Raw genomic sequence first — 16,568 nt, 5'->3', positions numbered from 1 at the left:
GAACCGCGAAGGGACAAGTCATGACCGGCCGCAAGAAGATCGTGTTCCAGGGCGAACCGGGCGCCAACTCGCATATCGCTTGCCGCGAGGTCTATCCGGACTTCGAGGCGGTGCCCTGCGCGACCTTCGAGGATTGCTTTGCGGCGCTGGAGAACGGCTCGGCCGATCTCGGCATGATCCCGATCGAGAACTCGATCGCCGGCCGTGTCGCCGACATCCACCACCTGCTGCCGCGCTCCGACCTGCACATCATCGGCGAATATTTCCTGCCGGTGCGCCATCAGCTGATGGCGATCAAGGGCGCGACGCTCTCCGGCCTCGAGATGGTGCAGAGCCATCCGCAGGCGCTCGGCCAGTGCCGCGAGGCGCTGCGCTCGATGGGCCTGACCCCGGTGGTCGGCGCCGACACGGCCGGGTCGGCGCGCCAGATCTCCGAACTCAACGATCCGAAGCGCGGCGCGATCGCCTCGCGGCTGGCGGCCGAGATCTACGGTCTCGACATCCTGAAGCAGGACATCGAGGACGAGGCGCACAACACGACCCGCTTCATCATCCTGTCGCGCGAGGATCTGCGTGCCGCCTATGGCGTCGCGCCGACCATGACCACCTTCGTGTTCAAGGTCCGCAACGTGCCGGCCGCGCTCTACAAGGCGCTCGGCGGCTTTGCGACCTCCGGCGTCAACATGACCCGGCTCGAGAGCTACATGATCGACGGCGCCTTCACCGCGACCCAGTTCATGGCCGATGTCGAGGGCCATCCGGACGAGCGCGGCCTGGCGCTCGCGTTGCAGGAGCTCGGCTTCTTCGCAGAGTACCGCATCCTCGGCGTCTACCGGTCGAGCCCGTTCCGCGAGCGGATGAAGGACCTGGACGCCGCGCGCGCCGATCGCACCAAGATCAAGGGCATGTGAGGCTCACGCCTCGACCCCTTGGGAGCTCGCGCCGTTCAAGGGATTGCGCGGGTTCCAGCGATAGCCGATCGTCTCGAACCGCATCGATCGGGCGTCGATCAGCAGGAGGCGCCCGACCAGCGGCTCGCCGATCCCGGCGATCAGCTTCAGCGCTTCCAGCGCCTGCAACGACCCCATCACCCCGACCAGCGCCCCGAGGATGCCGGCGACGGCGCAGGACGGCACCAGTCCGGCCGGCGGCGCCTCCGGGAACAGGCAGCGATAGGTCGGGTTCGGCCGGCCTTCCGCGTCGGTCATGTGCGGCAGCAGGGTGGTGAGCGAGCCGTCGTATTCGGACACGGCGGCGGTCACGAGCGGTTTCTTGGCGTGAAAGCACGCGTCCGAGACCGTGTAGCGCGTCTCGAAATTGTCCGAGCCGTCGATCACCAGATCATAGGCCGCGACCAGGGCCCCGACATTGGCGGGACCGAGCCGCACGGCGTGGGTCTCGACTGTCACATGCGGGTTGATGCGTCCGACATGGTCGGCGGCGCTGTCGACCTTCGGCCGGCCGACGTCGGCGGTCGCATGGATCACCTGCCGCTGCAGATTGGACAGGGACACCGTGTCGTCGTCGACGATGCCGATCGTGCCGATTCCTGCCGCCGCGAGGTAGAGGATCGCCGGCGCGCCGAGCCCGCCCGCGCCGATCACCAGCACGCGCGCGGCCTTGAGCTTCTGCTGCCCCGGACCGCCGAGATCCTTGAGCACGATGTGGCGGGCGTAGCGTTCCAGTTCGTCGGACGAGAGCAAGGCGCGGGCCTCCGGCAGTGTCGCCCGCCTTTGTGGGGACGAGCGCGGCGCCGCGCAAGGCCGGTACGCCCGGTCGTGCGGCGCAACCACGGTATCCGATCGGACCAGATGCCGTTCTCTTGCTCCTGGTCAGGCTAGTCTTTTTGCTCGGAGCGGTTCGCTCGCGGCGGGATTTGCCCCGGACCGGCCGGCCGCGCAGAGCTCGGTCTCGGCGCGCCGGGGTTGACTTGGCGCACTTGTCGTACGATCGTTCAATAAGATCTCGTTCCTCGACAATCCGGGAGTCCTCCATGCCGCGTCATGCGTCCGCGCTCGTTCATCGCGTTTCCGGCCGTGGTGCGCATGCCTGGCGCATCCACGAGCAGGCGATCGCGGCCGAGCGACGCGGCGAGGACACGGTGATCCTGTCGGTCGGCGATCCGGATTGCCGCTCGCCGGAGGCCGTGGCCGCCGCCGCCAAGGCCGCCATCGATGCCGGCGATACCCATTACACGCCGTCCGGCGGCCGCCCGCAGTTGCGCGCCGAGATCGCCCGCCGCCACGAGGCGCGCACGGGCGAAGTGGTCGCCGAGCGGAACGTGATGATCACCTCCGGCGCCCAGAACGCGCTGTTCTTCGCGGCCGCCTGCCTGCTCGACCCCGGCGACCGGGTCGCGGTGATCGAGCCGGCCTACGTGACCTACCCGGCCACGATCGAATGGACCGGCGCGGTGATCGACTATGTCGTGTCGCCGCCGGAGCGCGGCTTCGCCTTCGATGCGGCCGCGCTGGAGGCCGCGATCCGGCCGGAGACCCGCGCGATCGTCTTCGCCAATCCGAACAATCCGACCGGCGGCGTGCTGACCCGCGCCGAACTGGAGTCGATCGCCGACATCGCGGTGCGTCACGATCTCTGGATCGTGGTCGACGAGGTCTATGCCGATCTGGTGTTCGAGGGCACGTTCGTGCCCATGGCGTCGGTTGCGGCCGCGCGCGGCCGCACCGTGACCGTGTCGAGCCTGTCGAAGAGCCACGCCATGACCGGCTGGCGCATGGGCTGGATGGTCGCGCCGCCGGCGCTGATCAAGGACGCCCTGCTGGTCGCGCAGGCGATGCTCTATGGCCTGCCCGGCTTCATCCAGGAGGGCGCGCTCGCGGCGCTGACGAGCGCGGCCGACGCGCCGGCCGAGATGACCGCGCTCTACCGCCGCCGCCGCGACATCATGGTCGGCGAGCTCGGCCGGGTCCGCGGCCTCGCGGTGCTGTCGCCGCAGGCCGGCATGTTCGCGATGATCGACGTCTCCGGCACCGGGCTCGACGGCGCCGGCTTCGCCGAGGCGCTATGGGCCGAGGAGAAGGTCTCGGTGCTCGACGGCTCGGCCTTCAGCCCGACCGCGCGCGACTTCGTGCGCCTGTCCTTTGCCGCCGCCGACGAACGCATCGCCGAGGGCGCGCGCCGTATCCGCCGCTTCGTCGAACGCCGGCTTGCGGCAGCGGCCTGAGCAAGGGCAAAAGCCCGCGACGATCCCGTCAGTCGTCCCGGAACCCGACCGGCCGGTCCTCGGCTTCTCGCCGCACCGCCTCTTCGGTCGGGTCGAGGCCGTCGATCGTCTCGTCCGGCGTGCCCGGGTCGGGCTTGGCCGTGATTTCGCTGACCGGCCGCGCTCCGACATCGGCGCCTTCGAGCTCGTCATAGGCGAGCGCCTCCGGCAGCGTGATGCCGTGATCGTCCTCATGGCCGAGATCGGAATCGAGCAGGACGCGATCCGCCGGCGCCACCTCGGCGCTTCGTTGCGGCTTCGTGCCGTAGAGCTCGGTCGCTTCGTCGAGATCCGGTTCGCGGCCCATGAGGTGCCTCCTCGTCTGTTGCGAGAGGGGCAACGAAGGCGCCGGGCGGGTGTTCCGTCCGTGGGTGCCGATCGATCGCTCCGGGCCGGAATCCCGGCTCAGCGCCGGCGCGCGATGATGTAGGCCGGTGTGCGGCCTTCGCGGATCGCCTTCGCCTCGTAGCGCGTGCCCGGCCAGCCGGCCCAGGGCTCCTTCCAGTCGGCCGAGGTCGTGGCCGTCCACTCGAAGGCCGGGTGCGCGAGAATGTGGCGCAGCGTCCAGTCGACGTAGTGCGCCCAGTCGCTGGCGAAACGGAACTCGGCGCCCGGGCGCAGCACGCGCGCGATGCGGTCGAGATTGTCCCGGCCGACGAAGCGGCGCTTCCAGTGCCGCGTCTTCGGCCAGGGATCGGGATAGAGCAGGTAGAAGCGGCCGAGCGAGGCATCCGGCAGCCAGTCGAGCAGCGGCACGCTGTCGAAATGGTGCAGGCGGATGCGCTCGCCGAGATCGCGGTCGTCGATCGCGGCGAGCGCCTTGGCCATGCCGTTGACGAAGGGCTCGGCGCCGATGAAGCCGACGGACGGGTTCGCCTCGGCGGTCGCGATCAGGTGTTCGCCGCCGCCGAAGCCGCTCTCCATCCAGACTTCGTCGACCGGCGCGGAGAACAGGCCGCTGAGACGAGCGGGCGCCGGGCTCGCGAGAACGATCGCGAGCCGCGGCAACAGGTCGTCCATGAGCGAGGCATGGCCCGGCCGGAGCGCTTTGCCCTTGCGCCGGCCGTAGAAGGCGGCGGCGCGTTCGGCCGAACCGTCGTTGCTCCCGCTCATGCGTCGTCTCAGACGCCGACCGCGGTGCGCAGCGCGTGGACGAGATCGATCTTCTCCCAGGAGAAACCGCCGTCCGCCTCGGCCGCGCGGCCGAAATGGCCGTAGGACGAGGTGCGCGCATAGATCGGCTTGTTGAGGTCGAGGTGCGTGCGGATGCCGCGCGGCGTCAGGCTCATCACCTCGCGCAGCGCCTTTTCGAGCTTGGCTTCCTCGACCCTGCCGGTGCCGTGCAGGTCGACATAGATCGCCAGCGGATCGGAGACGCCGATCGCGTAGGCGAGCTGGATCGTCGCCCGGTCGGCGAGATCGGCCGCGACCACGTTCTTGGCCAGATAGCGCGCGGCATAGGCCGCCGAACGGTCGACCTTGGTCGGATCCTTGCCCGAAAAGGCGCCGCCGCCGTGCGGCGCCGCGCCGCCGTAGGTGTCGACGATGATCTTGCGGCCGGTCAGGCCGCAGTCGCCGTCCGGGCCACCGATCTCGAACTTGCCGGTCGGGTTGATGTGCCAGACCGTCTTGTCGTCGACCCAGCCCTCGGGCAGGGCGGCGGTGGCATAGGGCTTGACGATCTCGGCGACCTCGGCGGAGGAGAGGCCCACGGCGTGCTGGGTCGACACCACGATCTGGGTCGCGCGGACCGGCTTGCCGTTCTCGTAGGCGACGGTGACCTGGCTCTTGGCGTCGGGCTCGAGCGCGCTCTCCTTGCCCGACTTGCGGACCTCGGCGAGGAGCTTGAGGATCTTGTGCGAATAGTAGATCGGCGCCGGCATCAGCTCCGGCGTCTCGCGGCAGGCGTAGCCGAACATGATGCCCTGGTCGCCGGCGCCTTCATCCTTGTTGCCGGCCGCATCGACGCCCTGCGCGATGTGGGCCGACTGCGCGTGCAAGTGCACGTCGATCGAGGCCGTTTCCCAGTGGAAGCCGTCCTGCTCGTAGCCGATGTCGCGGATGGCGAGACGGGCGAGATGGGCGACCAGATCCTTGGTGATCTGGGCCGGACCACGGGTCTCACCGGCGATCACCACGCGGTTGGTGGTCGCGAGCGTCTCGCAGGCGACGCGCAGATGCGCCGGATCCCAGCCGAGCTCCGGTCCGATGCGGAAGAACGCATCGACGACCTCGTCGGAGATGCGGTCGCAAACCTTGTCCGGATGGCCTTCGGAAACGGATTCACTGGTGAAAAGGTAAGACGGGCGCGCCACGGAATTGAGCCTCCGCTCGGAATTTCGGATGCCCACGGAGGACTTCCGAGGGCCGTCACCTCTAGCAGCCGACAAGAAACCGGGTCAAGGCGGCTCTGTAACGACTCCGACTGTCGGCCTGGAACAACATTCCTCGGGACGCCCTTCTATCGTCGAAACGTCATACAAACAACGTACGCAGATCTGTTGCACGAAAAGGAAGAGGCACCGCCCGATCGGCGGTGCCTCGATCCGTTTCGGCCATGGGCGGGATCCGCGCGGCTCAGTCTTCCTCGCCGGCGAGCGTCCGGACGAGATCGACGACCTTGCGGCGCACTTTCGGATCCTTGATGCGGACGAAGGACTTGTTGAGCGACAGGCCCTCGGCGCTGGACAGGAAGTCCACGACGTAGGACGTCTGCTGCGGCTCGTCGAAGCCCTGGTTGCCGGCCACCGGCGGCAGGCCGGGTGCGTCTTCGAAGAAGAAGGCGACCGGAACGCTCAACACGCGGGCGATCGCCTGCAGGCGGCTCGCGCCGATGCGGTTGGTGCCCTTCTCGTACTTCTGAATCTGCTGGAACGTGATGCCGAGATGCTCGCCGAGCTTTTCTTGGCTCATGCCGAGCATCATGCGGCGCAGCCGGACGCGGCTGCCGACGTGTATGTCGATGGGATTCGGGGATTTTTTACTGGCCATGATTTTGTGCCTTTGCTTCGTTCTGTCTTCTCCTCGCGTTCGTTCACGCAGGGAGGCGGCTACACGGATAGGATGCTCCCGCTACATCTTGTGATAGAGTATGCGAAAGGCCGAAACGCCGCAAATCGGTCGATTCGCTCGTCACCTCCGTGGTTTTCCGCGAGGTGATCATGATGCTCTCACAAGGCGGAAGTCAACGACGGACTATCGGAAAAGTTTAATTGCTCTGAACGACACCAGCGTTGTTGCCACTATGATCATCGTCAGGAATACCCAATTGCCATATCGGGAATAAGGTGTCCGCGGGGCAGCGGCGGGGAGAGCCGCGTCGAGGACTCCAGCTTCACCCAAGGACAGTGTGGCCCGGATATGCCCGAAAGCATCGACAACTGCTGATATTCCAGTGTTAGCGGCGCGAACGAGCGGCAATCCTTCCTCGACGGCGCGCAGCCGCGCCTGCTGGAGGTGCTGCCACGGCCCCGGCGTCAGGCCGAACCAGCCATCATTGGTGACATTGACCAGCCACTCCGGCCGGTCGGCTTCGTCCACGATCGCGCCCGGGAAGATCGCCTCGTAGCAGACCAGGGCGCTGAAGGGCGGCGTGCCGGGCACACGCAGCGTCTGTACCGCCGATCCCGCGCTGAAGCCGCCGCGCAGGTGCGTGAGCTGGCGAATGCCGTAGGACTCCAGCGTCTCCTGGAACGGCAGGTATTCGCCGAACGGCACCAGATGGACCTTGTCGTAGGCGCCGAGGATCGAGGCGTTGGCGCCGATCGCGAACACCGAATTGTAGTAGCGCGTGGTCGTCTCGCCCGGCCCCGGCGGCGCGGCACGGATCGCGCCGGTGATCAGTGTCGTCTTGTCGCCGATCAGCTGCGCGATCGACGCCAGCGCCGCCGGCTCGTTCATGAGCAGGAACGGGAAGGCTGATTCGGGCCAGATCAGATGCGTGATGCCGTCGAGCCCCGTGCCGGCGGGCACCGCGACCCCGGCCTTGTCGTCGACAGCCTTGCCGGACGACAGCGCCAGATAGCGTGCGACGATCTCTTCGCGGTAGTCCGGCCGCCACTTCTTCCACTGGTCGACCGACGGCTGCATGATCCGGAGCTTGACGCCCGCGACATCGCCGGCCGCCGGCGTGCCCGCGACCATGGCGAGCCGCAGGAAGCCGAACCCGACCACCAGCCCGAACAGCACCGCGCAGCCGATGAAGAACCGCCGGCCGCCGCGATCGGCGAGCGCGGCCGGGGCGGCGAACAGCAGCGCGGCGAGAAAGGTCATGCCCGGCAGGCCAACGACGGCGCCGATCTGCATCATCGGCACATTGGCCGCGAGCCCATAGCCGAGCGCATTCCAGGGAAAGCCGGTCAGCACGACGCCGCGCAGGAATTCCGACAGCGACAGCCCGATCGCCAGTGCGACGATGCGCCATGGGCTCTCGGTCCAGCCGATCCGCGCGATCACCACGCCGAGGCCGAAGAAGATCGCGAGCCCCGCCGCGAGGCCGGGCACGGCGATCGGGATCATCCAGCCGAACTGGGCGAGATCGACGGTCATCGCCGCGCCGATCCACCACAGGCCTGCCAGAAAGTAGCCGAAGCCGAACTGCCAGCCGGTCCGGAACGCCGGCCAGACGCGCGCGAGCGCACCGGAGGCGCGCACCTCGACCGAACCATCGACGAGCCAGACCAGAACGGGCAGCGCGATCCAGAGCACGGGGAAGGCATTGAGCGGCGCCATGGCGCCCGCGGCGAGCGCACCCGCGCCGATCGCGAGGCCGGCGCGTCGCCAGCCCCACGCCAGCACCACGCGATGGGCAAGACTCCGAGCATCGTCCTCCGCGGCGAATCGGCCGGTTCCGGTGGTCGGTCACAGTTCCGACGGCGCGGACACCAACGTCAAGACTGCGGCGGAACGACGGCTGCCGGCACGCGCGACGATGACCGTTCCGGGCCTTGGAACGCGCCGTTCCGGCCATGTCAGGTCGTCAAAACCGGTCCGACCGCGCCGGCGGTCAAACCGTCCCGAGCGGCCGCGGCGGTATCGAGGGAGCCGTGTCCGCCTCGGCCGTGTCGCGGCGGCGGATGCCGAGGCGCTTCAGCCGCCGGCGATCGGCGTCGATGATCTCGAAGGCGAGTGTCGGCAACCGCTCGCTCTCCAGCCGTTCGCCGACCGTCGGCACGCGGCCGAACAGCGCGACGACCAGGCCGCCGAGCGTCTCGACGTCCTCGTCGACCGCCAGCGTCGCGAGATCGAGCCCGAGCGCCTCGGCCGCCTCGTCGAGCTCGACGCGCGCATCGGCGATCCAATGGCCGTCCTCGTCGGCGGCGATCATCGCCTCCTCGATGTCGTGCTCGTCCTCGATGTCGCCGACGACGGTCTCGACGATGTCCTCCAGGCTGACGAGCCCGTCGACGCCGCCGAACTCGTCGATGACGAGCGCGATCTGGATACGGTTCTGCTGCATGCGGGCGAGCAGGTCAGTCGCCGGCATCGAGGCCGGCACGAACAGCACGGGCCGGACGAGATCGGTCTGATCGAGCCGTTGCGAGAGATCGACCTGGGTCAGCGCGATGCCGGCCGCCTCGCGGTCGCGCGTCTCGACCCGAGAGGCCGGCACGGTCGCCTGCGCGGCGATGAAGGACATGAGATCGCGGATGTGGACCATGCCGATCGCGTCGTCGAGCGTCTCGCGATAGATCGGCATCCGGCTGTGGCCGGAGGCATGGAAGGCGATCATCAGTTCGGTCAGCGTGACATCCGCCGCGACCGCCGCGATCGAGGACCGCGCGATCATGATGTCCTCCACGCGCGTTTCGCGCAGGTGGAGAATGTTGCGGATCATGGCCCGCTCTTCGGCCGAGAAGCCCCCCTCGCCGGGGGTGGCGTTCTCCAGAGCGGTTTCGAGATTGTCCCGGAGCGCGGCGGCCGACTGTTTCAGTCCGACCGCCATCATCAATCGATCGATCCAGCTCTCGCTAGATCGGCCTTCGCTGTCGCCGCGGGCCTCGACGGTGACAGAGGCATCGCCTCCGGCGGTCGAACCCGCGGTGCCGGTACTCGAAGAATGTGTGTCGCTCATGGTTCCGTTCGTTTGTTGCTCGCCGCCGGCCCTTGCGGTCGGCGGCCCGAGGTCGCGATGGCAGGCCCTCAGTCCGCGTCGATCGGCCGGTGCCCCGGCTCCAGATCGGCGTAAGGGTCGTCGATGCCGATGGCTGCGAGGATCTCGGTCTCGAGCGCCTCCATCTCCTCGGCCTCGTCGTCGTCGATGTGATCATAGCCGAAAAGATGCAGCAGCCCGTGCACGACCAAGTGAGTGAGGTGGTCGCCGAGCCGCTTGGCCTCGGTCTCGGCCTCGCGCGCGGTCGTCTCGTAGGCGACGACGATGTCGCCGAGCAGCGGCCCGATCTCCTCGTCGTCCTCGTCGGAGCCCGGGAAGGACAGCACGTTGGTCGGCTTGTCGAGGCCGCGCCAGGTCTTGTTCAGCACCCGGATCCGTGCGTCGTCCGTCAGCACCACCGACAGTTCCGCCGCCTCCGGCAGATCCAGCTCGCCGACGGCGACGGCCGCCGAGACCGCGGTTTCCAGAAGACGCGTCAGGTCGGCTTCGGTTCCGAGCGGACCGGCGGTCCACGCGTCCGCCTCGACCGCGACATCGATCGCGACGGCTGCCGGCGGGAACGCCGCCGGCGCGGCACTCTGACCTTGCGGGCTCACGGCCGTCCCGTCCCCGCGAGCGGCTGACCGCCGTCGTTGCGGCCGGCGAGCCGTTCGCGCGAGGTGTCGTCGTAGGCCTTGACGATGCGGGCGACCAGCTCGTGGCGCACCACGTCCTTGTCGGTGAAGTTCACCCGGATGATGCCCTGCACGTCGTGCAGCACCTCGAGACTGTCGACGAGCCCCGACTTCTGGCCCGGCGGCAGGTCGACCTGCGTCGGATCGCCGGTGACGATCATCTTCGAGTTCTCGCCGAGGCGGGTCAGGAACATCTTCATCTGCATCGTCGTGGTGTTCTGCGCTTCGTCGAGCAGCACCACGGCGTTGGCGAGCGTGCGGCCGCGCATGAAGGCGAGCGGCGCCACCTCGATCATGCCCGACTGCAGGCCGCGCTCGACCTTCTCGGCCGGCATCATGTCGTAGAGCGCGTCGTAGAGCGGGCGGAGATAGGGATCGACCTTCTCCTTCATGTCGCCGGGCAGGAAGCCGAGCCGCTCGCCCGCTTCGACCGCCGGCCGCGACAGGATCAGGCGGCTGGCGTCGCCGCGCTCGATCAGCGCGGCGGCATAGGCGACCGCGAGATAGGTCTTGCCCGTGCCGGCCGGACCGATGCCGAACACGAGATCGGCGCGGTCCATGGCCCGGATATAGGCATCCTGCGCCGCCGTGCGCGCGACGACCGTCTTGCGGCGCGTGGAAATCTGCGCCGGCGCGAAACGCGCCTTCGATTCGAGCGTCGGCAGCGGCAGTTGCGCCGTATCGGTCTCGGCGATGCGGATCGCGCCATCGACGTCGCCCGGGTGCACGTCCTCGCCCTTCTGCAGGCGGTCGTAGAGGCCTTCCAGCACCTGTCGCGCCTGCTCGCAGGCCAGATGCGGCCCCTTGATGGTGACCTGGTTGCCGCGCGCGATCGCCGCGACGCCGAGGCGGCGCTCGATCTCGGCGAGGTTCTGGTCGAACTGCCCGTAGAGATCCCCGACCAGACGATTGTCGTCGAAGGCCAGGACCACATGGGTCAGGTCCGAGGCGTGAGCGACCGCCGGAAATGCCGGCACGGAGGTAGTCTTGGCCCCGGGCACCTTCATGCCTTCACGATCCTCCCGCACCCGCCCCGAGGGCGGGGTGAACATTGGCCGGGTGCGCGGTCGTCGGAAGGCCGGAGGCCCCCCTGGCCGCCGCGCCGGTATCCCCGGCGACGACCGCCCCGGCAGTCGAAACCAAAGCTCCGAAGAGACTGAAGGTTCCGATCGCCTCGATGCGCACCCGCGCGATGGTGCCGATCATCTCGGTCGGCGCATCGACCTGGACCGGCTGGAGCCAGGGCGAACGGCCGACGATCTGTCCCGGCTTGCGGCCGGGCTTTTCGAACAGCACGTCCATGATCATGCCGTTTCGCGATTCGTTGAAGGCCTTCGTTCGAGCATCCAGCACTTCTTGCAGGCGGGCGAGCCGCTCGGTCTTGACCGGCTCCGGAACCTGGTCCGTCGCGGTCGCCGCCGGCGTGCCCGGCCGCGGCGAATATTTGAACGAGAAGGCCGAGGCGTAGCCGACCTCGTCGATGATCCGGAGCGTGTCGCGGAAGTCCTCTTCCGTCTCGCCCGGAAAGCCGACGATGAAGTCGCCCGACAGCGCGATGTCCGGCCGCGCCGCGCGGATCCGCTCGATCAGGCGCAGGTAGTCGGCGGCATCGTGCTTGCGGTTCATCGCCGCGAGGATGCGGTCCGAGCCGGACTGCACCGGCAAATGCAGGTAGGGCATCAGCTGCGGCAGGTCGCGATGCGCGGCGATCAGCTCGTCGTCCATGTCGCGCGGGTGGCTGGTCGTGTAGCGCAGCCGGTCGAGGCCGGGGATCTCAGCGAGGCGCGTGAGGAGCCGCGCGAGGTTCCAGTCGCGGCCGCCCGTCTCGGCGGACCAGCCCTCGCCGTGATCGGCCCCGTGGTAGGCATTGACGTTCTGCCCGAGCAGCGTCACCTCGCGCACGCCGGCCCCGGCCAGCCGTTCCGCCTCGGCGATGATCTGCGCCGCCGGGCGCGACACTTCCGCGCCGCGCGTGTAGGGCACGACGCAGAAGGCGCAGAACTTGTCGCAGCCTTCCTGCACGGTCAGGAACGAGGTGACGCCGCGCGCGATGGTCTTCTCGCGCGTCGGCGCCGGCAGGTGCTCGAACTTGTCCTCGACCGGGAACTCGGTCTCGACCACGCGGCCGGCCTTCGCCTTGGCGACCAGATCGGGCAAGAGGTGATAGCTCTGCGGGCCGAACACTATGTCGACCACGGGCGCGCGGCGGACGATCTCCTTGCCCTCGGCCTGGGCGACGCAACCCGCGACGCCGACCATGAGGCTATCGCCGCGCGCGGCGCGCTCCTGCTTCATCACGCGCAGGCGGCCGAGCTCGGAATAGACCTTCTCGGCCGCCTTCTCGCGGATGTGGCAGGTGTTCAGGATGACGAGATCGGCCTCGTCGATGTTGTCGGTCTCGACGTAGCCCTCCGGCGCCAACGCGTCCGTCATACGATCGCTGTCGTAGACGTTCATCTGGCAGCCGTAGGTCTTGACGTGGACTTTGCGAATTCCGCTCACCGGCTGGACAACCTCGTTCGACGGCGCCGTGCGTGCGGCCGGCCGCCCTCCGCCTCGATTTTCGCATCTCTAGCGCGGATCGGCGTCGGAGAGAATAGCGCCGGCTCACGACACGGCTGCGACGGACGCGCGCCGTGCGTGCGGCCGGATCAGCGCACGATCGCCAGAGCCCGCGGCTCGGCCGGTGCCGGCAGGCCGCCATGCGGCAGCGGCCGGCCATGCAGCGCGGCCATGGTCATGGCGCGGACCTGGAGTTCGAGGGTCTGCGTCAGCACCTTGCGGTCGGTGGTGCCGTCGACCGGGATCGGCTCGCCGAACCGGACCTCGACGTCGATCGGCCCCTTCAGGAACACGCCCCACAGGTGGCCCGGCAGTTCCATGTCGCCGAACCAGGAGACGAGCGGCCGCTCGCTGCGGCTCATCGGCAGGCCGCCGAGCCGTGTGTAGGCGACCGACATGGCCTGCACATGGACCCGCTCGTGGCCGCCACGGGAGATCGCGGCATGCGCCGCGCCGATCAGCGCCGAGCGGAACGGCAGCACGCGGTTGCCGTCCGACGAGGTGCCTTCCGGAAACAGCACGATCGCGTCGCCGTCCGACAGCCGGTCGGCCATCTCGGCCGCGGTCTCGGCCGTCTTGGAGCGCCGGGCGCGCTCGACGAAAATGCAGCGCTGCAGCTTGGCGAAGAGACCGAACAGCGGCCAGGTCGCAACCTCCGACTTGGCCACGAACGAACACGGCATCAGGCTCGCGATCACCGAGATGTCCGCCCACGACGCATGATTGGCGACGATCATCAGCGGCCGTTCGCGCGCCGGCGCGCCGGTGACGCGCACCGCGAGCCCGGCGGCGCGCAAGGCCTTGCCGTGCCACCAGACCGGCAGCGACTTCGCGATGCCCCAGCCGAATTTGACAGCGATGATCTGCAAGGGCAGCGCCACGACCGTGATCGCCGCGAGCCAGGCGAGGGCGAAATAGGCGCGCAGCTTCGGGATCATCGGGTCCGCTCGTCCGGATCGCCGGGGTCGCGCGGCGCGGCGGGGGCCTCGTCGTCGCCGAGCGGCACGCCGTAGAGTTCGAGCCGGTGATCGACCAGCCGAAAGCCGAGCTCGCGGGCGATGAACTCCTGCAGCTTTTCGATGTCCTCGTTGCGGAACTCGATGACGCGGCCGGAGCGCAGGTCGATCAGATGGTCGTGGTGCTCGTCCTGCACGGTCTCATAGCGCGAGCGGCCGTCGCGAAAATCGTGGCGCTCGATCATGCCGGCGTCCTCGAACAGCTTGACGGTCCGATAGACGGTCGAGATCGAGATACGCCGGTCGACCTGCGCGGCGCGGCGATGCAGCTCCTCGACGTCCGGGTGGTCGGTCGCCTCGGCGATGACGCGCGCGATCACCCGACGCTGGTCGGTCATGCGCATGCCCTGGTCGGTGCACAGGTCCTCGAGGCTGCGCTCGAGCCCGTCCCGGCGGGTCTTGTCGCTATGGGCGGTGTCGCCGGCACTCAAGGGGCGGGCCTCGCCGTTGGATCTGGAATGGTCGCGGCTTAGCGAAGATCGGCGCGCATGACAAGCGCGGTCGCGGGCGGCGCATCGGGACGTGCGTAATAGCCCTTGCGTTCGCCGACCTGCCGGAAGCCGAGCCGGCGGTAGAGCGCCAGGGCCGGGGTATTCTCCGCGTCGACCTCGAGGAACAGCGCCTCCGCCCGGTCGCGATAGAGCCTGCGGATCGCGGCGTCGAGCACGCCGCGACCGTGACCGCGCGTCCGGTAGCGCGGGTCGACCGCGATGGTCAGCACCTCGGCCTCGTCGCCGAGGTGGCGGAACAGGCCGAAGGCGATCGCGCTCTTGGTGCCGAACGCGTTGGCGCGGCGCGCCACGATGCCGAAGACCGTCGGATCGGTGAGGAAATTCGAGATCTCGGGCTCGCTCCACTCGTGTGCGAACGAGCCGGCATGGATCTCGGCGAGCCGCGCCGCGTCGCCCGGCTGCGCGGCCTCATAGACGACCGGCGTCGCCGGCCACCACCAGAGCCATCCGGACGCGCTCATGCGACGCCCCTTCGCGCTCCGCGCCGCTCGCGCCTGTGCCGGCATCGGGCGATGCCGCTCCGGCCACGCGCGCGATGCGGAACCCTTCCTGCGGCTTGGCGTCGGCGGCGCGCAGGTAGAACGGCTTCGGCGGCAGATGCAGGTCGGGGCGCTCGGCGGCAAGGCGCGCGATCGTCTCGATGGCGGGAAACGCCCGCTCGGCCGCGATGGCGAGCGCGGGATTTTCGCCGCGCAACAGTCCTGTGCCCGAACCGATCAGCGCCGCGCCATGGGCGGTCGCGAGCGCCGCCGCGGCCGGGATCGCCATGGCGGCGGGGTCGGAGAGCGCGGTGCCGTCGGCCGAAAAAGCCTGGGCGTAGACCTCGCCGCGCCGGGCATCGATCGCCGCGAGAATCGCCCGGCCCGGCAGGGCCGCCCGGCCGTCCGCGCCGAGCGCTTCCAGCGATGAAATGCCGACACAGGCCGGCCGGTCGCGACCGCGAAGCCGCGGGCGACCGCAACGCCGACGCGGATGCCGGTGAAGCTGCCCGGTCCCACGCTGACCGCGAAACGGTCGATAGCGGTCAGCGCGACCCCCGCCCGGTCGAGCGTCGCCGCGATCAGGTCCATCAGCCGTTCGGCGTGGCCGCGCCCGATGACGTCCGTCTCGGCCGTGACGCGCGCCAGCGCGGCGCCGTGGTCGAGAACGGCGCAAGCGCAGGCATCGAGGGCGGTATCGAGGGCGAGAACCAGCATGGGCAGGCGTCTTAGACCGCGGGCGGGCTGTCTGTCGAGCGGTGGCAGGGCCGCGTGCCTCGGTCTTTCCCCGAAAGGCGGAAGCCTGGCTGGGGATCCGCTCAGGCCGCGCCGGACTTGGCGGCGTCCATGCGGTCGGCCGCCGCGTCGACCGGGCAGTCGGCGCCGCGGCAGACGCCGTGGTCGCAGAGCCGGCAGATGCGTTCGGCACGGGCGCGGCCGTCGACGGGCACTTCGAGCATGCGATCGATCAGACCGGCGAGCAGCGCGCGCTCCTCCTCGTCGAGCGCGCCGATCAGCGCGTCGGCGGCGCCGATCCGCCGATCCTGGAGCTGGCTCGCGCGGCGCTTGCCGCGTGCGGTGGTCTCCACCGAGACCTCGCGGCCCTTGCGCGACAGGCGCCGGACCAGCCAGCCTTCTTCGAGCCGGTCGATCAGCCGCACGGTCGCGGAATGGGTCAGCCCGATCGTGCGGGCGATGTCCTGGATCGGCACCGGTTCCGACCGGCGGACCACCAGCAGGGCGGCGACGGCGCTCTCCGACAGCCCGTCGGTCTCCGCCGTCATGGCGTCGTCGAGGGCGGTGGCGAGCGCGGCGAGGCGATTGGCGGTCAGACGCTCATGCATGTCCTATGCATAGATTGCGGACCGGCATTTCGCAATGCGGCAAATCCCCGGTCTTGCGCCGATTTTGGGCAACGGCCTCGTTCCCCGCGGCTGTCACACGGTGATGGTCGCGGGCAGGATCTTCTGCATGAACACGAGGTCGAGCCAGCGGTCGAACTTGCGCCCGACCTCGGGCATGCGGCCGACCTCGACGTAGCCGGCCTTGGTATGCAGCGCGATCGAACCGTGGTTGCCGGCCTCGATGCCGCCGACCAGCACATGCTTGCCGCAGCCGATCGCGCGGATCTCCAGCGCGGCGAGCAGCTTCTCCGCCAGTCCGCGCCGGCGGAACGCGCTTCCGACGTAGATCGAATGCTCGGCCGTGTGACGATAGCCTTCAAAGGCGCGAAAATCGCCGAAGCTCGCATAGCCCGCGACCACCCCCTCGACCTCGGCGACCAGCACCGGATAGCCGAGCTTGCGGCGCGCCTCGGCCCAGGCGATCCGGTCGGCGAGGTCGACGACGCGCTCGTTCCAGATCGCCGTCGTGTTCACCACGGCGTCGTTGTAGATGTCGCGCACGGTGGCGAGATCGGCGTCGGTGGCGTCGCGGATGATGATCCGAGAAGCGGCAGGGCTCGAGGCCTGGGTCATGGTATGTCCGCGGT

At 69.2% G+C, this 16,568-nt stretch carries 19 protein-coding genes; 2 read left to right on the top strand and 17 right to left on the bottom strand.

The window, feature by feature from the left end; genetic code table 11:
• The first annotated feature begins 20 nt into the window (after nucleotides 1-20).
• Nucleotides 21-911 carry a prephenate dehydratase gene (locus ABS361_17985; GenBank protein ID XBY43931.1) on the top strand — a complete coding sequence of 297 codons (891 nt, stop codon included), beginning with the start codon at nucleotides 21-23 and terminating at the stop codon, nucleotides 909-911.
• A gap of 3 nt (nucleotides 912-914) precedes the next feature.
• Here the strand turns inward: ABS361_17985 and ABS361_17980 are convergent, their stop codons facing one another.
• Entirely contained in the window at nucleotides 915-1,703 is a 789-nt protein-coding gene (locus tag ABS361_17980) for a molybdopterin-synthase adenylyltransferase MoeB (GenBank protein ID XBY43930.1), read from the bottom strand.
• Nucleotides 1,704-1,993: 290 nt separating this feature from the next.
• Between ABS361_17980 and ABS361_17975 the strand changes: the two genes are divergently transcribed.
• Nucleotides 1,994-3,184, top strand: coding sequence for a pyridoxal phosphate-dependent aminotransferase (locus tag ABS361_17975; GenBank protein ID XBY43929.1), 1,191 nt, complete (start codon nucleotides 1,994-1,996; stop codon nucleotides 3,182-3,184).
• 28 nt (nucleotides 3,185-3,212) lie between these two features.
• Here ABS361_17975 and ABS361_17970 read toward each other — a convergent pair whose 3' ends face one another.
• The 16 genes from ABS361_17970 to ABS361_17895 all read right to left on the bottom strand — a co-directional run bounded on the left by ABS361_17970 (nucleotide 3,213) and on the right by ABS361_17895 (nucleotide 16,554).
• Nucleotides 3,213-3,530, bottom strand: a complete 318-nt coding sequence (locus ABS361_17970) for a hypothetical protein (GenBank protein XBY43928.1) — start codon at nucleotides 3,528-3,530, stop codon at nucleotides 3,213-3,215.
• Between the two features lie 98 nt (nucleotides 3,531-3,628).
• A complete protein-coding gene (locus ABS361_17965; protein XBY43927.1) occupies nucleotides 3,629-4,336 on the bottom strand; it encodes a tRNA (guanine(46)-N(7))-methyltransferase TrmB in 708 nt (235 codons plus the stop codon).
• Nucleotides 4,337-4,344: 8 nt separating this feature from the next.
• Nucleotides 4,345-5,538: a methionine adenosyltransferase gene (gene metK, locus ABS361_17960; GenBank protein XBY43926.1), complete on the bottom strand. Its 1,194-nt coding sequence runs from the start codon at nucleotides 5,536-5,538 to the stop codon at nucleotides 4,345-4,347.
• A 262-nt stretch (nucleotides 5,539-5,800) separates the two neighbouring features.
• Nucleotides 5,801-6,214 carry a helix-turn-helix transcriptional regulator gene (locus ABS361_17955; protein XBY43925.1) on the bottom strand — a complete coding sequence of 138 codons (414 nt, stop codon included), beginning with the start codon at nucleotides 6,212-6,214 and terminating at the stop codon, nucleotides 5,801-5,803.
• A 204-nt stretch (nucleotides 6,215-6,418) separates the two neighbouring features.
• Nucleotides 6,419-8,023, bottom strand: coding sequence for an apolipoprotein N-acyltransferase (gene lnt / locus ABS361_17950; GenBank protein XBY43924.1), 1,605 nt, complete (start codon nucleotides 8,021-8,023; stop codon nucleotides 6,419-6,421).
• Nucleotides 8,024-8,228: 205 nt separating this feature from the next.
• Nucleotides 8,229-9,296 (bottom strand): hemolysin family protein, encoded by a 1,068-nt coding sequence (locus tag ABS361_17945; protein XBY43923.1) that lies wholly within the window; start codon nucleotides 9,294-9,296, stop codon nucleotides 8,229-8,231.
• A gap of 68 nt (nucleotides 9,297-9,364) precedes the next feature.
• A complete protein-coding gene (ybeY, locus tag ABS361_17940) occupies nucleotides 9,365-9,931 on the bottom strand; it encodes an rRNA maturation RNase YbeY (protein ID XBY43922.1) in 567 nt (188 codons plus the stop codon).
• The gene (locus ABS361_17935; GenBank protein ID XBY43921.1) at nucleotides 9,928-11,016 is read right to left on the bottom strand and encodes a PhoH family protein; all 1,089 of its coding nucleotides are present in this window, start codon (nucleotides 11,014-11,016) and stop codon (nucleotides 9,928-9,930) included. Before ABS361_17935 ends, ybeY begins: the two co-directional genes overlap by 4 nt.
• 4 nt (nucleotides 11,017-11,020) lie before the next feature.
• Complete coding sequence (gene miaB, locus ABS361_17930) at nucleotides 11,021-12,511, bottom strand: tRNA (N6-isopentenyl adenosine(37)-C2)-methylthiotransferase MiaB (protein XBY43920.1); 1,491 nt, start codon at nucleotides 12,509-12,511, stop codon at nucleotides 11,021-11,023.
• A gap of 149 nt (nucleotides 12,512-12,660) precedes the next feature.
• Nucleotides 12,661-13,509, bottom strand: coding sequence for a lysophospholipid acyltransferase family protein (locus tag ABS361_17925; protein ID XBY43919.1), 849 nt, complete (start codon nucleotides 13,507-13,509; stop codon nucleotides 12,661-12,663).
• Nucleotides 13,506-13,931: a Fur family transcriptional regulator gene (locus ABS361_17920; GenBank protein XBY46934.1), complete on the bottom strand. Its 426-nt coding sequence runs from the start codon at nucleotides 13,929-13,931 to the stop codon at nucleotides 13,506-13,508. The genes ABS361_17925 and ABS361_17920 overlap by 4 nt, the downstream gene beginning before the upstream one ends.
• 125 nt (nucleotides 13,932-14,056) lie before the next feature.
• Nucleotides 14,057-14,560 carry a GNAT family N-acetyltransferase gene (locus ABS361_17915; protein XBY43918.1) on the bottom strand — a complete coding sequence of 168 codons (504 nt, stop codon included), beginning with the start codon at nucleotides 14,558-14,560 and terminating at the stop codon, nucleotides 14,057-14,059.
• Complete coding sequence (locus ABS361_17910; protein ID XBY43917.1) at nucleotides 14,508-14,867, bottom strand: hypothetical protein; 360 nt, start codon at nucleotides 14,865-14,867, stop codon at nucleotides 14,508-14,510. The genes ABS361_17915 and ABS361_17910 overlap by 53 nt, the downstream gene beginning before the upstream one ends.
• Nucleotides 14,816-15,295 carry a tRNA (adenosine(37)-N6)-threonylcarbamoyltransferase complex dimerization subunit type 1 TsaB gene (gene tsaB / locus ABS361_17905; GenBank protein ID XBY43916.1) on the bottom strand — a complete coding sequence of 160 codons (480 nt, stop codon included), beginning with the start codon at nucleotides 15,293-15,295 and terminating at the stop codon, nucleotides 14,816-14,818. Before tsaB ends, ABS361_17910 begins: the two co-directional genes overlap by 52 nt.
• A 101-nt stretch (nucleotides 15,296-15,396) precedes the next feature.
• Entirely contained in the window at nucleotides 15,397-15,921 is a 525-nt protein-coding gene (locus ABS361_17900) for a MarR family transcriptional regulator (GenBank protein ID XBY43915.1), read from the bottom strand.
• 93 nt (nucleotides 15,922-16,014) lie between these two features.
• On the bottom strand, nucleotides 16,015-16,554 hold the full coding sequence (locus ABS361_17895) for an N-acetyltransferase family protein (protein XBY43914.1): 540 nt from the start codon (nucleotides 16,552-16,554) through the stop codon (nucleotides 16,015-16,017).
• Nucleotides 16,555-16,568 lie beyond the last annotated feature (14 nt).

The organism is Ancalomicrobiaceae bacterium S20 (genome assembly GCA_040269895.1).
Classification (GTDB): Bacteria; Pseudomonadota; Alphaproteobacteria; order Rhizobiales; family Ancalomicrobiaceae; genus Methyloraptor; species Methyloraptor flagellatus.
Note: the sequence above shows the minus strand (reverse complement) of the source record. Positions and strands in the feature narration are given on the sequence as shown.